Below are 17,068 nucleotides of genomic sequence, written 5' to 3'. Positions count from 1 at the left end.
AGAGCGGGCTAAAGAGAGTGGATTAACAATTAACTTTATACATAAAAATATATTTGATTTAGCTATTGATGAAGGAAGCTATGATATCGTGTTTGATTCAGGATGCTTTCATCATATAGCACCTCATCGCAGGATTACCTATAATAGTTTAGTTAATAGAGCTCTCAAAACAGATGGGTTGTTTGGTATTACGTGTTTTCTTGAAAATGGGAAGTATGGCGGATCGGATATAACAGATTGGGATGTGTATAGATTATGGAGCCTAAAGGGAGGTTTGGGGTTCACAGAGCATAAATTAAGAGACATCTTTAAGGATCTGAAGGAGATTGAAATAAGAAACATGAGACAATCAGATTCAATGGAGGGTGTATTTGCTGAGGAAGGTTTTTTGACAGCCATATTTAAAAAGTGAATTATAAAATATACTAGATTTAAAAGAGTGTGGCATCCTTTAAAAACTTTGCCACACTCTTACTGCGTTCTCTATTGATTCTCTTTTAACCACATCATTGCCGCATGGGCATGCATGGCGGCACCGGTTGGTAGGATTTCTTCATTAAAAACTACCTGTGGATGGTGCATAGGAAGTCCGTAATGAGGGTCCTCTTCTTTTGTGCCGGCTCCCAGCAAAAAATAAACGGTAGGTACTTCATAACAATATGAAGCGAAATCTTCGGAACCCATGCCTCCGCCTTCAAAAGAAATGACAGATTGTTTACCGACTACATCACTTACATAAGAGGACAATTGATTGGCTAAGTCTTTATCATTCGTTAAGGGTGGAACGGATGCAACAACTTCTATTTTAGCTTCACCTCTAAACATTTCAGCTGTTGACGTTACTATTTTTTCCATCCTTTTGTAAATAAAATCTCCCAAATCCACATTTAAATAACGAATTGTACCTTCTAATATGGCTTGGTCAGGGATTACATTATGAGTACTTCCTGCCTGAAACTTTCCAATCGTGATAACCACCGATTCAGTTGCTGAGATTTCTCTTGCTATGATTTCATGGATGGAGGTATAGATATGCGCTGCAATATTAATTGGATCAACGCCGGTTTCAGGCATTGCTCCGTGACACCCGACACCTTTAACAGTAATTCTAAAGATTGTACAACCTGCGATTGCGGTTCCAAGCCCATATAATACCGTATTAGTTGGTGTACCGGAATGTACATGTAAGGCCATTGCAGCATCCACTTTTGGATTCTCCAAAACGCCCGACCTCAACATTAATTTTGCACCCTTGAAGCCTTCTTCATTTGGCTGGAATACGAGCTTAACGGATCCTTCCAGTTCATTCTCGTACTGTTTTAATAATTTGGCAGCCCCTAGTAGCATAGTTGTGTGCATATCATGTCCACAGGCGTGCATATTTCCATTTGTTGATTTAAACGGGTAATCTGTCTCCTCTTTAATCGGAAGAGCATCCATATCGGCCCGCAATAGAAATGTTTTTTTGGCATCAGGTTTCCCCGCCAGTGCTACAATCCCACTTTCACAGATATCTTTTGGTTCATAACCAAATTCCTTTAACTTCTCCATTACGTATTTCGTGGTTTGAGGAAGGTGGTCTCCTACTTCAGGATTTTGATGAATTTCTCTTCTATATTTGATTAACTCATCCTTCATAGCCCTTGCACTTTCTAAGAATTGATTCATATGTACCTCCTGCATAGCCTTCATAGTTTGCTTCTTCGTATTTTGTGCATTGCAGGCAGTTTATATTAACGTTTTCTTCAATAATTATTCGCATAGCAAATAGAGTTAACTCTAAGCCTTGAATAAACAGGCGAGGGAGATAAATTTAATGGCTAGTCTCTAAATCTGTTACATACGCAATGCATCGTTCTGCAAATTCTAGTACATGATTAGGAATTGGGTATAAGCCTGTTTCTTCTGCGGGTTTTTTTCTGACTTCCCAAAACTGATTCATTAATTCTTCATTCCCTTGAAATGTATCATTTGATAGTTTAATTAAATCAGAAGCAATTTGGGCTCCTATTTCAGATTCGGGTTTAATTTTGTTTTGAATACAATACTCAATTTGTTTTAGTAAGAACATATACTGTTGTGTTGTTTTATCATTGCTGCTGAGACTTGGTATGGATTTTTGTAAAAGTATCTTTTCATCTTGATGGAAGTAATCAATCCATTTTTTTGAGTTATTTTGTGAATTTTGGACTAGATTTAAAACATCTTCCCACGATAAGGATCCTTGCAGCTGGCTCATATTAATTAGTGATGTAGTATTAGAAATACTTGTTTGGATATTCGTGAGTTGATCTTGTAGGTAATTGTAGTGTGAGATTAGAATTTGTTGGAAGGATAGTCTATCTAATATATCGCGAATAGTTTCTAAAGGAAGTGAAAGAGATTTGAGAATAATAATTTTTTCAAGTTTGAATAAATCATCTTCTGAATAGGATCTCCTCCCGTTATCTGCTTTATAACTAGGGGTAAGCAAATTAATCTGATCATAATAACGCAGGGTACGAACGGATATATTTCGCTGTTTAGCGACCTCTCCCGTAGTCAATTGTTTCATTTCATTTCCTCCTGAAAAAAACTTGCAGGTGACGTAGCGTCATCTAATATAGTTGGATTATACCATATATAGGAAGAGGGCTATCGGATGAAAATGAACTGGAAAGAACAAGATTATTGGGGGCTAAAGGAATTCGTATTATTAATCCTTTTGGAATTTGTGTTTGTAATTGGTTTTGTAAAATTGATATTTAAACCGAATCTTACCAATTGGCTCGAGAATGATTTATATTCAGGGACATTAATTGGACTAATAATAGCCATTATTTTAATTTCAGGTGTTTATTATATTGCACTTAATCCGAAAAAATTATCTTGGAAAGAGGTAGGGATAAAATCATTTAATATGAAAGTTTGGAAGCTTATTATTCTGTATTCTACTATTTTATTAGTTGGTTCAGTAATTATAATTTTGTTTACTAGTCTTATAGGTAATACGTGGGAGAATAACAAAACAGAGGCTTTACAGCAAAATGTAACTTTATTCACCTTTTTAATAGCCTTTATCTCCGCAGCTATTATATCTCCAATATATGAAGAAATCTTTTATCGAGGATTTTTATATCGCTGGTTGCGTACACGGATAGGATTTGTTGGAGCTATTTTACTTAGTTCAATCATTTTTACGATTGTACATATTCCGACCTATAATGTGATGCCAGTAAATTTCTTCAGTGGTATCATTTTTGCGCTTGCATATGAACGAACCAATTCAATTTGGCCAGCGGTTATCATTCACGGTTTGACTAATGGAATTATGGTATTACTGACTAGCTTTGGTTAAGGAGGTTGCTCCCGCGAGTTGAAAGATACCGCGTAATTATCGATGCTTCCAAAGCTGGAACTATTAAGAAATGACGTTTGAGGCAATAGTAAACAACGAATTTAGATTTATAGGAATATATCAAAAGATGAGATGAAAGGTATTAATTCAAAAAGGATTAATACCTTTTTATGTTGAATTATAAATGATAGTAAAAGCTCGAATTTGTAGAGGGAATCTTCTGAACAGGGGGAATTGGAGGGGTGGAAAGTGGTTAACATTTTAAAAGCGAATGCAAGTCATGTTGAGGGGATTGCGAAAGTATGCAGTGATGGACAGCGGGCCACATATATAGGCCTGAGGTCTGAAGAATATATTAAAAGAGTCATAAAAGAATTTTATAATCACGAAAGAATTTTAAAGGAAGTAACTGATACAGGCAGGGAGTGGGGAGGGTATTTTGTTGCTGTGGAAAACAATGAAGTCATTGGAGCAATTGGAGGTGGCATGATTGGAGAGACAATCGGGGAGGTATTTGTCTTATATCTTAACCCTAATAGGCGTAATGAAGGAATTGGGACAAGGTTATTAGATGTTCTTACAAAACAACAAAAAGAGGAATTTCATGCAACTGAGCAATGGGTCTCTGTGGCAAAGGGAAATCAAAAAGGAATTCCTTTCTATGAAGCAAGAGGATTCATTTTCAATAATGAACAACGAGGATACGGAAATACAGAGGAAGAAAACTATATCTCATTAAGATATGTTCGTAAGATATAACTGTATTTTTTGATGAAATAGGGATAAAAATGGAAATTAGAGAAGCGATAACAAGGGATATAGGCGCTCTAACAGACCTGATGGTTCATCTTGGTTACCCTTCTACCCTGGAAAATATGAAAACAAGATTTTACACTATTCAACAGCATCCTGATTATCATACTTTAGTAGCAGCTTATGATGGTGAAATTGTTGGGATGATAGGGCTTAGTAAAAGTTATTATTATGAGATGGACGGCTTTTATATCAGGATTTTAACACTTGTAGTAGATTCTAATTATCGTAATAAAGGGATAGGGAAAGCATTGATAGAGGGTGCTGAAAACTGGTCAAGAAAACTGGGAGCTATGGGAATGAGCTTAAATAGTGGAAATCGGCCTGAAAGAATGGCAGCCCATCAGTTTTATAGAAACAGGGGTTATGGTGAGAAAAGTATTGGATTTGTAAAAAGTCTTACTTAAAGATTGTTTTGTTTAGAAAGGAAAAGCACAAGTGCTTATAGCAGCACTTGTGCTTCAATTATTTTATTGCGGAGCGTTGATATATAATAATCCTTCCGCTCTTTCAATCGTTTTATTACCATAGTCATCTTCTGCAGTTACTTGAACGGCTGCCCCGTTTGCTTTGATATTTTTAGTGGCAGTATAGTAGCCGACATAGTGTCCTTCCGATGTCTCACGCATTGGAAGCTCAAGTGCATTTGAGACGCCAAGGTTTGTGACTGGAGCAAGGATTGAGAAGGTAGCGTCTAGTCCAGGCTCACTATCAAATTCGATTTTGACAGAATCGCCGCTTTCCAATACTTTGTCCTCAGCAGGAAGTATGTTGGAAAGTTCAGGTGCCGTATAATTGGCATCAATTGTGATGATCTTTTTAATGCTGTTGCCTGCTTTGTCCTTAGCTTGAACAGTAATCTCATTGATACCTTCATCAAGAAGGATACGCTTGCTGAATTTCCCGTCGCTTACAGTTGCAGTTTGACCATTTACTTTAACCCAATCCAGATTGGCATCAGCAATTGTTCCTGTAACTGTAACGGTTTCTTTATTTGTTTTAGAACCATCTGTCGGTGAAGTAATAGTCAGTTCAGGTTTATCCTGATCAAGTGTAATCGTAACTGGTTCAGATGGGTCTGTTGAACCGACATCAGTTTTTGCTTTAGCAGTCAGTGTATTTGCACCATTTTTCAACTCGACTGCAACTGAGAAGTCGCCACTTGCATTCGTTTCCGTAGTAGCAGTTTGTTCTCCATCATTGAATAAATCAATGGTTGTTTCAGGAGAAGATTTACCCTCAACTGTCACAGATTTTTTATTCGTAAATGCTCCATCTTTAGGAGAAGTGATGGATGGTACTTGTAATTCATAGTTGACGGTCGCACGGATCATGTAGTTTCCTTCAGCCTCTGGTGATTGAGACCATGCACCGCTTACACCTTGCCAGCTGCGTTTAGCATTTGGACCGTCCTCATCAGTTGCCAAGCCAGGTGAATTAGGATTTGCTTTTGTTTGTGTATAGACAATGAAGAAGTCTCCTTCTACCATGATGCCGTGTTCGGCAAGGTCAACATGTGTCCAAGTGCCGTCACGTAAAGCTGTCTCGTTGAAAGGACCTGCCAATTTAGTACCCGGACCGCCGTTTGCACCACTGGCATCATAAACGGATACTTGGAATTCAGTACCGCCTGGGACTGGCCATTCCATATCCCAGAAGCGAAGGAGTGCACCAGTTACTAGAGCTTGATCTTCCCCTTCTTTTAATGACATTTTAACAGCCCAGCTATTGCCTGCCGCATTGAAGGATCTGGCATTTTCAGCTGTTCCATCATCATACTTAATCTCCCCTGCATAGCCAATGAATGGGCGTAACTCAACATCTTTAACGACTGGTTCGCCTGCTTCAATGGTTACAGTCGTTTCTGAGCTGTAGTAGGATGGTGCAACAAATTTTAGTGTGTAGGTACCTTCATATGCAGTAATGGAATACTCGCCATCTTCATTTGCAGTCACAGGAGTAATTGCAGCATCCTCCACAAGGTAAACTGTGGCGCCTGCAACAGGATTTCCTGTTACTTTATTCGTAATTGTACCGCTGACAGTACCTTTAGGGATTTCCTGTAATGTAAAGTTTGCGGTAGCAACTCCACCATCTTCAACACGTACTGTTTGTGTTTGAGATTGGAATCCATATGTTTCTGCTTGAACAGTGTAATCACCTGTTGCGTGCGTTAATTCATAGGAACCATCCTGTGGGTTGGTGTAAACAGAACGGCCAGTTTCAAGAACGGTTACCTCTGCTTGAATTGGTAAAAGCAGTGGTGCCGGTTTCTCATTGCTAGGTTTTTCATTTTTTGCACTATCTTTTTCAGATACTGGTTTGATTTTTGATGCGTCTACTTTTTCTTTTGCTGCTTTTTTGTCGTCTTTAGGGTCTTTAGCTTTTGTATCTTTGATTTTAGTATCAGTAGCTTTTGTATCTTTCTTCACACCATGTTTAGCTTTTGACGAAGGTTGGATAGGAGTTGCCGATAATTTGACATCATCCAAATACCATCCAGCTTTCTGGACAGACCCATCAGTTGTAACATTGAAGGAAATATAGATACGTTGTCCTGCATATTCGCTTAAGTCGACTTCGCCATCAATCCAACCATCGGATGTTTGGTTGAAACGAGCTGCCTGTGTCCAGTTGGTACCATCAGTAGAAATAAATACATGCCCAAAGTCATAGTTTCTTTCTAAATCAAACCATTGTTTGAACTGTAAGTAGCTGGCTCCTTCAGGAAGATCAATTGGTGGCATTTCCAGGCTCATATTAGAGCTGTTTGCATAATTTCCTGTCAGGTTAGTTGCATATACCTTTTCACCAGAGAATGCAGCGCCAGGGCCTGTTGTTGGTACTCCCCATTCCCATGAATTATTTGTACCGTAAGATGTCCATCCGATTGGGTTTTGTTCAAAATCTGTTTCATAGCCAACTGTAATACCCGGAAGTAATTCTACTGGATAAACAGCTGTTTCTTTTGAATTGCCTCCAAAGTCATATGCGATAAATTGGTATTCTGTTGAATCACCGGTTAAATCAGCACCAGGTATGGTTGCTTCGTATTCACCGGATTTATAATCTCCGCTTACACGTTCCGCAGCGACTTCAGTCCAGCTGCCATCTGCTTTTTTATATTTCAAAACGACAGATGTTACGGATACATCGTCCGTGGCGGTTGCGCTAAGAGGAAGGTCCATTTCTTTATAAGAGGTAGTCACAGGCTCTGTTTCAATTTCAGGTGCTTGAGTATCATCACCATCCTTGGAGACAGTTCCTTTAATTTTTCCTAAACCACTAACAACTGAAGAGACAGCATCAAAAGCATTTACCAAACCGTGACCATATCCATAGTTAGGTGACTCTGGATAAGCGCTGTCAGTTAATGGTGTTGCTGTTAAGTCCATAATCTCTTCTATTTGATCAACAGTTAAGCTCGAATCAGCTTGTCTAAGCAGGGCAACTACTGCGGACACATGAGGCCCGGCCATTGATGTTCCATTATAGGAAGCATAATCGTTTCCAGGTATAGCTGAGCGAATATTTACACCTGGTGCAGCTATATTTGGTTTCATGACTCCTTCATATGGAGAAGGTCCCCTTGAAGAAAAGCTTGCCAAAGCATTATTGATATCTGTTGCGGCAGTTGCATAAGATTCAGGATAATTGGATGGAGCATTTACAGTTCCTGTTCCTGGTCCGCTATTTCCTGCAGAAAATTCAGGAAAGATATCTGCACTTTTCCATGCTTGAACCATCGGACGGAACCATTCATTTAATCCTGCTGCGCCACCCCATGAGTTGTTTACGACATCTGGTGCATATTCAGGGTGTGGAGTACCATTCGCGTCCTTCGGTGCTAAAACGTACTCACCGGCTTCTAGTAAATCAGCTTGAGTCCCACTGCCAGCTGCATTTAGTGCTTTAACAGCAATGAATTTAGCGCCAGGGGCTACACCAATCTGGTTAGCACCATTTGGTTCTGATCCGACCATTGTTCCAATTGTATGGGTACCATGACCATTATCATCAAATGCTGCAGGGCGGTTTGTAGAAGTAGCGTCAAACCAACTGAACTCATGGTTCGGGTTGTCTGGATTAGCAGGGTTGTACCCACGGTATTTTGTCTTTAGGGTAGGGTGATCCCATTGCACACCAGTATCTATGCTGGCAACGACTGTTCCAGCTCCATCAATTCCCATTGCCCATGTTTGAGGTGCGCTGATTTTATCAATATTCCATTCGATCGAGGTGGTTTCTTCTTTTGTCTCTATTTTGGAGGAATTTTCCATAATATTGGACTCGATTAATGGCTTTTCAGCTTTGGATTGTTTAACAGGTTCTACAAGATGTACAGTTTCATTCGGTGAAATTTTTTCTACTTCAGGAAATGCGGCAATTTGTTCCATGACTTCTTTTGTAGCTGTTACAGCCATCCCATTAACGATGTAGAAGGATTGAATATCTTCAGCATTACCGGCTTTTTCTTGTTTTTCTAAATAGTTTTTTAGCTCATGCTGAGTTTCTTCAGCAGTTGCGCGAAGATTTGTAACGATGGAAGATCGTTTAGTCAAGGTCGTCTTGGCTGATGATAGCTTTTGTTTTTTCGCAGTAGCAGTAGCTTCTTTTGCTACCTTGGCAGTGTCTACCTGCTCTTTAAGTTTAATTAAGAAGGTGACTTTTTCTTCTTCCTTAAACTCATTTTGAAGATCTTTGGAGATTTTGTTACTGCTATTCTGTATAATCGTAGATTTTGCTGAACTATGGATGGATTCTGAGGAAGCAGTAGAAGATGGTGAAGACGTAAATCCTGTAGTTAAGAGCAATGATGGAATGAGCATAGATGTTAGAATGAGTGACGACAGTTTTTTTCTCTTTGTTTTCAACAAGTATTCCTCCCTATACTAGATTATTAAATTGCCAATATGCCAAGTATTTTTTCACCTCCCTGTTAAGTAATATCGAATTATGTAATCCTGCTGATATTTCTACCATAACGAATTGAAGTAAACAAATGCTGTCACTAAATGTCGCAAGTATACTATGGAAATTGAAAATGAATCATTGGATGTAGTTTGGCTACAGCTGTAGGTGTCATTCTAATTAGGAAATGATTAGAAAAGAATATACTTATACCTGATTTCATATGGAGATAGTTGTATGAAAAAGGAGGGAGGAAGAATTTTAATATACTATTATAATAAAAATAAGCCGTCTGACTTATTAAGCTATTTAATTACTAGTCTTTCTTTGTCTTAATCAAATAAAGACTGGGGAATAAGGTGGGATATTTTGTTACTTATATGAAATAAGGTGAATCCAACTCTCACCTTTATCCCAGAAAAGTATTCAGAATCGGTAGTTTTAATTTATTTAGATAAAGAAATAGGCTATGTTTATTGTTGGAAGATGTCGAACTATAGCAGGATATTTAGAGGATGCTGACATAACTGATGTAGAATGTGGGAGATGTGCCTTTGTCTTATGTTGGTCACAAAGACGTTGCCACAGGATGTGGCGTATTTAGTCTTTGTTCCTTGATGCAGTCGTTTCAGCTTTTTATGCAATCCAGCTTCAGGGCCTAGGAGCTCGGGACATAAGCAAAGCCACTGCGGGGTAAGGGCATTCCCTACGTGCCTTTGTCTTATGCTCCTCGCTCCTGACCAAGGCCCTTCAGCTTTTTATTTTGAATTGCTTGAAAAATTAATGAGTTTTGATGATAATTAAATAAAACATGTATACTGGCTATATGCTGATATTTGTAGGGAATATTTATATGCTTTATATAAGGGAGAAATCATGATGTTAACAGTGACACCCAAATTACCTGGAGAAAATAATAAACATTATTCGTACAGAATTATTAAGAATGGCATTATGTCTCTAGAATTAAAACCAGGACAAGCAATCAGTGAAATTGAGCTGGCTAATGAATTAAGGATTTCTCGTACTCCAATCAGAGAGGTAATCGGAAAATTAAAAGAGGAACATTTGGTTGAAGTATGGCCGCAGGTTGGCTCATACATATCAAAAATTGATTATAAATTGGTTAAAGAGGCAGCCTTTATGCGCTCTGTACTAGAAAAAGAGGTTCTTAAGTTAGCCTGCGAATCTATTTCTGACGAAACACTATTAGAGTTAAAAAAAGTTATCAGCTTACAAGAAAATTTCATAGGAAAAAAAGGAATGGAAAGAACCTTTCACGAATTGGATCAGGAATTCCACTCCCTATTTTATAAAGATCAGGAAAAAGACCATATCTGGGATGCAATAAATCGGTTAAGTACGCATTATAATCGAATCCGGTTATTATCTGAAATCGAATATGATTATACAGATATTATTAAACAACATAAAAACATTATTGATATTATTGAAAATAAAAAAGTTGACCAAATAGATGAGGCTGTTAGTCATCATATATTAGGACCAGAAAAATATTGGAATAGTTTGCTGGAACCGGATAGCCAATATGCTGAATACTTTGTAGAATAATCTCATTTTCCCTTTTATCAATGGTATATTGGATTATTCGGAATGCCCTTATTCATGGAATAAGGGTTTTTAATATTTAAAAGGGTAATATAAACTTTAATAAGATGTATGTACGTTTTTTAGCCCCTTAAATATAATAGATTAATAAAATTTACCATTACTTTAGTTTCTCTAATACCCTTGCATTTATAGAGGACAGTTACTATAATCACCGATATAGGAAACACAGTGGATGTTAGTAGTGATGTGGAAAAGTAGAATAATAGGGCAAAAAGTCTGAATAATCTTGACAAATGTGTTAAAATGGGTAATGTTATATCAAAAGATGTTAGAATTATTAGAAAATTTAAAATGTTCAACTAGATAGGAACGGAGGGTTTTAATTGGGTAATATGAAGAGTAAATCTACAACACTAGCGATTGGTTTTATGCTCTTTGCCTTATTTTTTGGGGCTGGAAATCTAATATTCCCAGTATTAATGGGGCAAATGTCAGGATCGAATGTTTGGGAAGCTACATTCGGCTTCATCATAACCGGGGTGGGATTACCTCTGTTAGGAGTATTGGCAATTGGGTATTCTGGCCAAAGCGATTTATATACGATGGCTAAACGTGTACACCCCATGTTTGCTATTATATTTACTACAGTTCTTTACTTAGCTATCGGGCCTTTGTTTGCGATGCCGAGGACGGGAACGGTTTCATATGAAATTGGTGTTAAACCTTTAATTGGTGATATGAATAGCACAGTAGCAATGGCGATTTTCACTGTTATCTTTTTTGCTATTACGTGTTTCTTTGCATTAAAGCCAGGAAAAATTATAGATATAGTTGGTAAAATGTTAACACCAATCTTATTATTTTTTATCGCTTTATTGATTCTGGCAGCTTTGTTTAATCCAATGGGAAGCCTGACCGCTTCGGCTGAACAATATACAGAAAATGCATTCTTTAAGGGTTTCCAGGAAGGATACCTAACAATGGATACATTGGCATCCTTCGTATTTGGAATTATCATTATTAATGCAGTTCGTTCAACAGGGATTCACGGCAAAAAACAAATGATGACAAGTGTTATGAAATCTGCTTTCATTGCAGCCGGTTTACTTGCGGTAATCTATGCAGGGCTAGCATATTTAGGTGCTACCGGTGTGGAAGAGATTGGTGCATTTGATAATGGGGGTGCGATATTAGCAGCAGCATCTCATTATTATTTTGGTTCTTATGGAAGCTTAATCTTAGGATTTGCTGTTATCGCAGCTTGTTTAACGACTAGTATCGGTCTTGTAACGGCCTGTGCGGCATACTTTAATACATTGGCTCCGAGATGGTCCTATAAAACATATGCTATTGTTTTATCAGTATTCAGTGCCTTAGTTGCCAATGTGGGACTAGCCGACTTAGTGGCTATTTCAGTACCTGTGCTGACAGCTATTTACCCTTTGGCTATATGCTTGATTTTCCTTACATTCATGCACAATGTATTTAAAGGTTTTTCAGAAGTATATATTTGCAGTTTGGCATTAACCTTTATTGTTAGTTTGTTTGATGGTTTTAATGCAGCGGGTCTGCAAATAGAAGCAATCAATAATTTATTTGCTTATTTGCCGCTTTACTCCGTGGGATTAGGATGGATTGCACCAGCCATATTGGGCGCTATTATTGGTTATCCGATTGGTATGATGAGACAGTCTGCTCCCATAATGAATGAAGTTCCAGATATGCAGAAAGACTAGTGAGTACATGTGAAGCCAGCGTGAGACACCGCTGGCTTTGTCTTTTTTTCAATAAAAAAATAATCTCGGCTCTATGATGGAGCCGGGATTATTTTTTATTCTACACGCTTAAGAAGGTCGATATGATCTGCAGCAGAATTATGAGTGGAAGGCAGTGGATTCTGTGTATGAGATTCTTCTGCTGGCTTTACATAATCATCGTAGAAGACTGCTAATGAAGTAGTTATATAAGGTGTAAGGTAGATAGTAATACCAAACAGGGTGATGAGTCCAATAACCATGCTTGCCATGCCGCTGAAATATAATCCATCATTAATAGTATCAGCACCTACTACAATTGATATGATTCCGATAAAAATTAATACAATAGGGATAATAAACCAAGGTAAAAATGATAGGTATAATACAAATAAATCTTTCTTTTTGCCATTCATGATTCGACGGCTTTCTGAAATCACTTGAAGAGCGGTTAAATCGGAACGGTCACGCAAGATAAATAATGACATGGAATAGGCTAATGCTTTAATGATGCCAGGTATAATTAATAAAAGTAACCAGAGCGCAGTAAATATTACGATTAAAAAGTTAGTTAAGGCATTCCTGAAATAATTCATTTTAAAACCATCAAATAGTGTTTCGATAGAAGGGTTTTGCTGCCTTTTTATAGCTAAGTGGAACCAATGATTTCCTACAGCCAATGGGCTGGTTATAAAGAAAGTTGCAAGAAGATAAAGAAACGATTCAGATACTCCGCTTATAAGAGCATTTATGAAAAAAACTCCTATCGCGATCCCCCAGTAGCCAGTTAATTTTTGTTTGGCTGTATTTTTTATCAGTTTAATATTCATTTTAAAACTCCTTCCTTCTTCCTATGTGTATATAACTACTTATAAGAATAATATATTTTGCCACAATTTGTAAAATGATATATGTTTTTGTAATTTTTAGATAATTAGTTGGAATTTAAAAGAGCATCAAGTATAATTGGGAGTAATTAACAATACCTACCGGTCAGTATGTGAAAGGAGCGAAGGCATGGATTTTTCCTATTCGAGTAAGGTGATTGACTTGGAGAGACAGTTAATTGCTTTTATGAATGAGTATGTATATCCTAATGAAGAATTATATGAGGTTCAGTTAAATGAGCAAGAATCAAGATGGAGTCAGGTCCCGCCGATTATGGAAGACTTAAAATCAAAAGCTAAAAAGGCGGGGCTGTGGAATTTATTTCTGCCTGAGAGTGAATACGGTGCTGGTCTGACCAATTTGGAATATGCACCTTTATGTGAAATAATGGGACGCTCATTAATCGGCCCTGAAGTATTTAATTGCAGTGCTCCTGACACAGGTAATATGGAAGTATTAGAAAGGTTTGGTACTGCTGAACAGAAAGAGAAATGGCTTAAGCCTTTATTAGCCGGTGAAATCCGTTCCTGTTTTTCAATGACTGAGCCAGATGTCGCTTCATCAGATGCTACAAATATTGAGGCAAGTATTGAAAAAGATGGGGATAGCTATATTATCAATGGCCGTAAGTGGTGGTCCTCAGGTGCAGGAGATCCAAGATGTGAAATTGCAATTGTGATGGGGAAAACGAATAAAATGGCAAATCGGCATGAACAGCAATCTATGATTCTTGTACCTCTTGATTCAAAAGGAGTAAAAATAGAAAGAATGCTTCCTGTTTTTGGATATGATCATGCCCCTCATGGACATGGAGAAATTACATATAAAAACGTTAAAGTACCCGCTGAGAACATCATTTGGGGAGAGGGAAAGGGATTTGCAATTGCGCAGGGAAGACTGGGACCAGGAAGGATTCATCATTGTATGAGGCTGATAGGGGCAGCAGAGCGTTCTCTTGAAATATTATGTAAGCGCATTCAAAAGAGGACTGCCTTTGGAAAGCCGCTATCTAATCAAGGGGTCATAAAGGAGTGGATTGCAAACTCAAGAATTGAAATTGAGCAGGCTAGATTATTAACTCTAAAAGCAGCTTATATGATGGATACGGTTGGGAACAAAAAAGCGAAGGCCGAGATTGCGATGATCAAAGTCGTTGCTCCAAACATGGCTCTGAAGGTTATCGACAGGGCTATACAGGGACTTGGGGCAGCGGGAGTATCAGAGGATTATCCTTTGGCGGCTCATTGGGCAAATGCAAGAACATTACGATTGGCTGATGGACCCGATGAAGTTCACCGTGCCCAGATTGCCAAGCTTGAGCTTAAAAAATATCTGGGGGAGGCACAAGCTAATCATGAACGTTTTACAAATGTTTGATTTATCCGGTAAGACAGCGATTATCACAGGAGGCGGACGCGGGCTTGGAGCCCAGATTGCACAGGGGTTGGCAGAAGCGGGAGCAAATATTGTTCTGTGCTCACGCAAGATTGAGGCTTGCACCGAGGTAGCAGACTATCTGAATAAAGAATATGGAGTTGAAACCTTGGCCTTAAAATGTGATATTGCGAATCCCGAAGATATTCATGGTGTCGTCTCAGAAACACTGGATAAATTTGAGGCTATTGATATTCTTGTCAACAATAGCGGTGCCTCATGGGGAGCTTCTGCACTGGATATGCCGCTAGAAGCCTGGAATAAGGTAATCAATACGAATTTGACAGGAACCTTCCTGATGTCCCAGGCAGTGGGGAAGGTGATGGTTGAACAGAAGCGAGGAAAAATAATCAATATTGCTTCAGTTGCGGGGCTCGGTGGAACTCATGCTGACATGATGGATACCGTTGGGTACAATGCCAGCAAAGGAGCTGTCATTACTTTAACAAAAGATTTGGCAGTGAAATGGGGGAAACATAATATTCATGTTAATGCAATCGCACCGGGGTTTTTCCCAACCAAAATGTCTAAGGTCTTACTCGAACGCGGAAAAGATGCAATTGAATATATGACACCGCTTGGAAGGCTTGGAAATGATGAGGACCTCAAGGGGGTTGCTTTATTCCTGGCCTCTGCTGCATCCAATTATATAACAGGTGAGGTATTGGTAGTTGATGGCGGAAAACACGCCATGGTTTAAATAAAAAATGAAGGAGATTTGATTATGGAAAATATGAAAAAGAAAGCTTGGCTTACGCAATATCCGGAAGGTATTGCATCTGATATTGAAATTCCAAACAAATCACTGCCAGACATTCTTCATGAAACGACAATCCATTATCCCACAAACAATGCCCTATCTTTTTTTGGAAGAAAAATGACCTATCAAGAACTTTCAGGAACATCAAATCGCTTTGCCGCAGCACTTCAGAATAATAATGTTAAAAAGGGTGACAGGGTAGCAATAATGCTGCCAAACTGTCCTCAGTATGTGATTGCCTATTATGGGACTTTATCGATGGGAGGAATTGTCACTCAAATTAATCCCATGTTAGTAGCCAGAGAGCTGGAATATATATTGCAGGATTCCGGTGCTGAAACGATTATTGTCATGGATGCATTCTATCAAACCGTTAAAGCTGTTCAATCCACTACGAATCTCAAAAATATTATTGTAGTAAGCCTGCAGCCATCCGGGGCAGGATTCGGAAATGATTGGACATTTGAGCGATTTATCTCTGATACAGTCATGCCAGTAGAGCCGGTAGTTATTGATCCGAGCCATGATGTTGCTGTGCTCCAATATACAGGGGGTACAACGGGGAGATCGAAAGGGGCCATGCTCACTCATCGTAATTTAGTAGCCAATATTTATCAAACAAAGGAATTTTATAAACGAATTGTAGTTAAAGGTAATGAAAGGTATCTGACTGTCATCCCATTATTCCACGTATTTGGTATGACGGCCTGTATGAATAATTGCATATTAATGGCGAGTGAAAACATATTGCTACCCCGTTTTGATCTAGAAGAGGTTCTTCAAACGATAAAACAGGAGAAGCCAACTATATTCCCTGGCGTACCAACCATGTACGTGGCGATCAATGCTCATACTAAAGCAAAGGAATATGGGATTGATAGCATAAAAATTTCCAATAGCGGAAGTGCTCCTATGCCTATGGAATTAATGAAGGAATATGAATCAAAAACGGATTCCAAGATTTTGGAGGGCTATGGTCTTTCGGAAGCATCGCCTGTTACGCATTGTAATCCTGATTTTGGTGTTCGTAAACCTGGAACAGTCGGAATTGCCTTCCCATCTACAGATTGTAAAATCGTGGATGTAGCTACAGGAGCTGAGGAAGTTCCGATTGGCGAACTGGGAGAATTAATTGTCAAAGGTCCCCAGATTATGAAAGGTTACTGGAATATGCCTGAAGAAACGGCTAATGCTCTCCGTGATGGATGGCTATATACAGGGGACATTGCCAGGATGGATGAAGATGGATATCTAACGATTGTTGACCGTAAAAAGGATCTAATCATTGCAAGCGGTTATAATATCTACCCTCGTGATGTAGAAGAAGTCCTGTATGAACATCCATCTGTACAGGAAGCAGTTGTAATAGGAGTTCCGGATGAGTATCGCGGAGAAACAGTCAAAGCAATTTTAGTCTTAAAAGCGAATGAGTCAGCTACGGATAAAGAGATTATAGAATACTGTAAAAACAATATGGCGGCCTATCGAGTGCCGACAATAGTAGAATTCCGTGATGAATTACCAAAAACAAATGTCGGAAAAATACTTCGCCGGGCTCTGAGGGAAGAAGTCAAAACAAAATAAGGATGACATGAATAC

The 17,068-nt window shown here is 38.6% G+C and carries 13 protein-coding genes; 9 read left to right on the top strand and 4 right to left on the bottom strand.

From position 1 onward, the window contains the following. Positions 1 to 412, top strand: a 412-nt coding sequence (locus tag AC4D4B_RS15225; protein ID WP_490996921.1) for a class I SAM-dependent methyltransferase, incomplete at its 5' end; no start/stop codon positions are given. Between the two features lie 71 nt (positions 413 to 483). Here AC4D4B_RS15225 and AC4D4B_RS15220 read toward each other — a convergent pair. Together AC4D4B_RS15220 and AC4D4B_RS15215 are read right to left on the bottom strand one after the other, a co-directional pair. Then, the gene (locus AC4D4B_RS15220; RefSeq protein ID WP_491000430.1) at positions 484 to 1,668 is read right to left on the bottom strand and encodes a M20 metallopeptidase family protein; all 1,185 of its coding nucleotides are present in this window, start codon (positions 1,666 to 1,668) and stop codon (positions 484 to 486) included. 145 nt (positions 1,669 to 1,813) lie between these two features. Beyond that, positions 1,814 to 2,554: a MerR family transcriptional regulator gene (locus tag AC4D4B_RS15215; protein ID WP_491000429.1), complete on the bottom strand. Its 741-nt coding sequence runs from the start codon at positions 2,552 to 2,554 to the stop codon at positions 1,814 to 1,816. Between the two features lie 87 nt (positions 2,555 to 2,641). On the opposite strand from AC4D4B_RS15215, the gene AC4D4B_RS15210 reads away from it, so the two are divergent. The 3 genes from AC4D4B_RS15210 to AC4D4B_RS15200 all read left to right on the top strand — a co-directional run bounded on the left by AC4D4B_RS15210 (position 2,642) and on the right by AC4D4B_RS15200 (position 4,557). Next, the gene (locus AC4D4B_RS15210; protein WP_490996918.1) at positions 2,642 to 3,337 is read left to right on the top strand and encodes a CPBP family intramembrane glutamic endopeptidase; all 696 of its coding nucleotides are present in this window, start codon (positions 2,642 to 2,644) and stop codon (positions 3,335 to 3,337) included. 249 nt (positions 3,338 to 3,586) lie between these two features. Next, the gene (locus AC4D4B_RS15205; protein ID WP_490996917.1) at positions 3,587 to 4,096 is read left to right on the top strand and encodes a GNAT family N-acetyltransferase; all 510 of its coding nucleotides are present in this window, start codon (positions 3,587 to 3,589) and stop codon (positions 4,094 to 4,096) included. Positions 4,097 to 4,125: 29 nt separating this feature from the next. Further along, the gene (locus AC4D4B_RS15200) at positions 4,126 to 4,557 is read left to right on the top strand and encodes a GNAT family N-acetyltransferase (protein WP_491000428.1); all 432 of its coding nucleotides are present in this window, start codon (positions 4,126 to 4,128) and stop codon (positions 4,555 to 4,557) included. Between the two features lie 63 nt (positions 4,558 to 4,620). On the opposite strand, the gene AC4D4B_RS15195 is transcribed toward AC4D4B_RS15200, so the two are convergent. After that, positions 4,621 to 9,027, bottom strand: coding sequence for a S8 family serine peptidase (locus AC4D4B_RS15195; RefSeq protein ID WP_490996914.1), 4,407 nt, complete (start codon positions 9,025 to 9,027; stop codon positions 4,621 to 4,623). Positions 9,028 to 9,940: 913 nt separating this feature from the next. Between AC4D4B_RS15195 and AC4D4B_RS15190 the strand changes: the two genes are divergently transcribed. Both AC4D4B_RS15190 and brnQ read left to right on the top strand, forming a co-directional pair. Continuing rightward, a complete protein-coding gene (locus AC4D4B_RS15190; RefSeq protein ID WP_066108055.1) occupies positions 9,941 to 10,633 on the top strand; it encodes a GntR family transcriptional regulator in 693 nt (230 codons plus the stop codon). A 383-nt stretch (positions 10,634 to 11,016) separates the two neighbouring features. Beyond that, on the top strand, positions 11,017 to 12,369 hold the full coding sequence (brnQ, locus tag AC4D4B_RS15185) for a branched-chain amino acid transport system II carrier protein (protein WP_491000427.1): 1,353 nt from the start codon (positions 11,017 to 11,019) through the stop codon (positions 12,367 to 12,369). Positions 12,370 to 12,464: 95 nt separating this feature from the next. On the opposite strand, the gene AC4D4B_RS15180 is transcribed toward brnQ, so the two are convergent. Continuing rightward, the gene (locus AC4D4B_RS15180; RefSeq protein WP_491000426.1) at positions 12,465 to 13,217 is read right to left on the bottom strand and encodes a DUF975 family protein; all 753 of its coding nucleotides are present in this window, start codon (positions 13,215 to 13,217) and stop codon (positions 12,465 to 12,467) included. Positions 13,218 to 13,404: 187 nt separating this feature from the next. On the opposite strand from AC4D4B_RS15180, the gene AC4D4B_RS15175 reads away from it, so the two are divergent. The 3 genes from AC4D4B_RS15175 to AC4D4B_RS15165 are packed head-to-tail and all read left to right on the top strand — an operon-like array spanning position 13,405 to position 17,053. Beyond that, a complete protein-coding gene (locus AC4D4B_RS15175; protein WP_491000425.1) occupies positions 13,405 to 14,652 on the top strand; it encodes an acyl-CoA dehydrogenase family protein in 1,248 nt (415 codons plus the stop codon). Then, on the top strand, positions 14,630 to 15,409 hold the full coding sequence (locus AC4D4B_RS15170; protein ID WP_491000424.1) for an SDR family oxidoreductase: 780 nt from the start codon (positions 14,630 to 14,632) through the stop codon (positions 15,407 to 15,409). Before AC4D4B_RS15175 ends, AC4D4B_RS15170 begins: the two co-directional genes overlap by 23 nt. Positions 15,410 to 15,442: 33 nt before the next feature. Then, positions 15,443 to 17,053, top strand: a complete 1,611-nt coding sequence (locus AC4D4B_RS15165) for a long-chain-fatty-acid--CoA ligase (RefSeq protein ID WP_491000431.1) — start codon at positions 15,443 to 15,445, stop codon at positions 17,051 to 17,053. The last annotated feature ends 15 nt before the right edge of the window (positions 17,054 to 17,068 follow it).

Source organism: Pradoshia sp. Z6_59 (assembly GCF_058267515.1).
The sequence above is the reverse complement of the archived record's forward strand: the minus strand, read 5'-3'. Positions and strand labels throughout refer to the sequence as shown.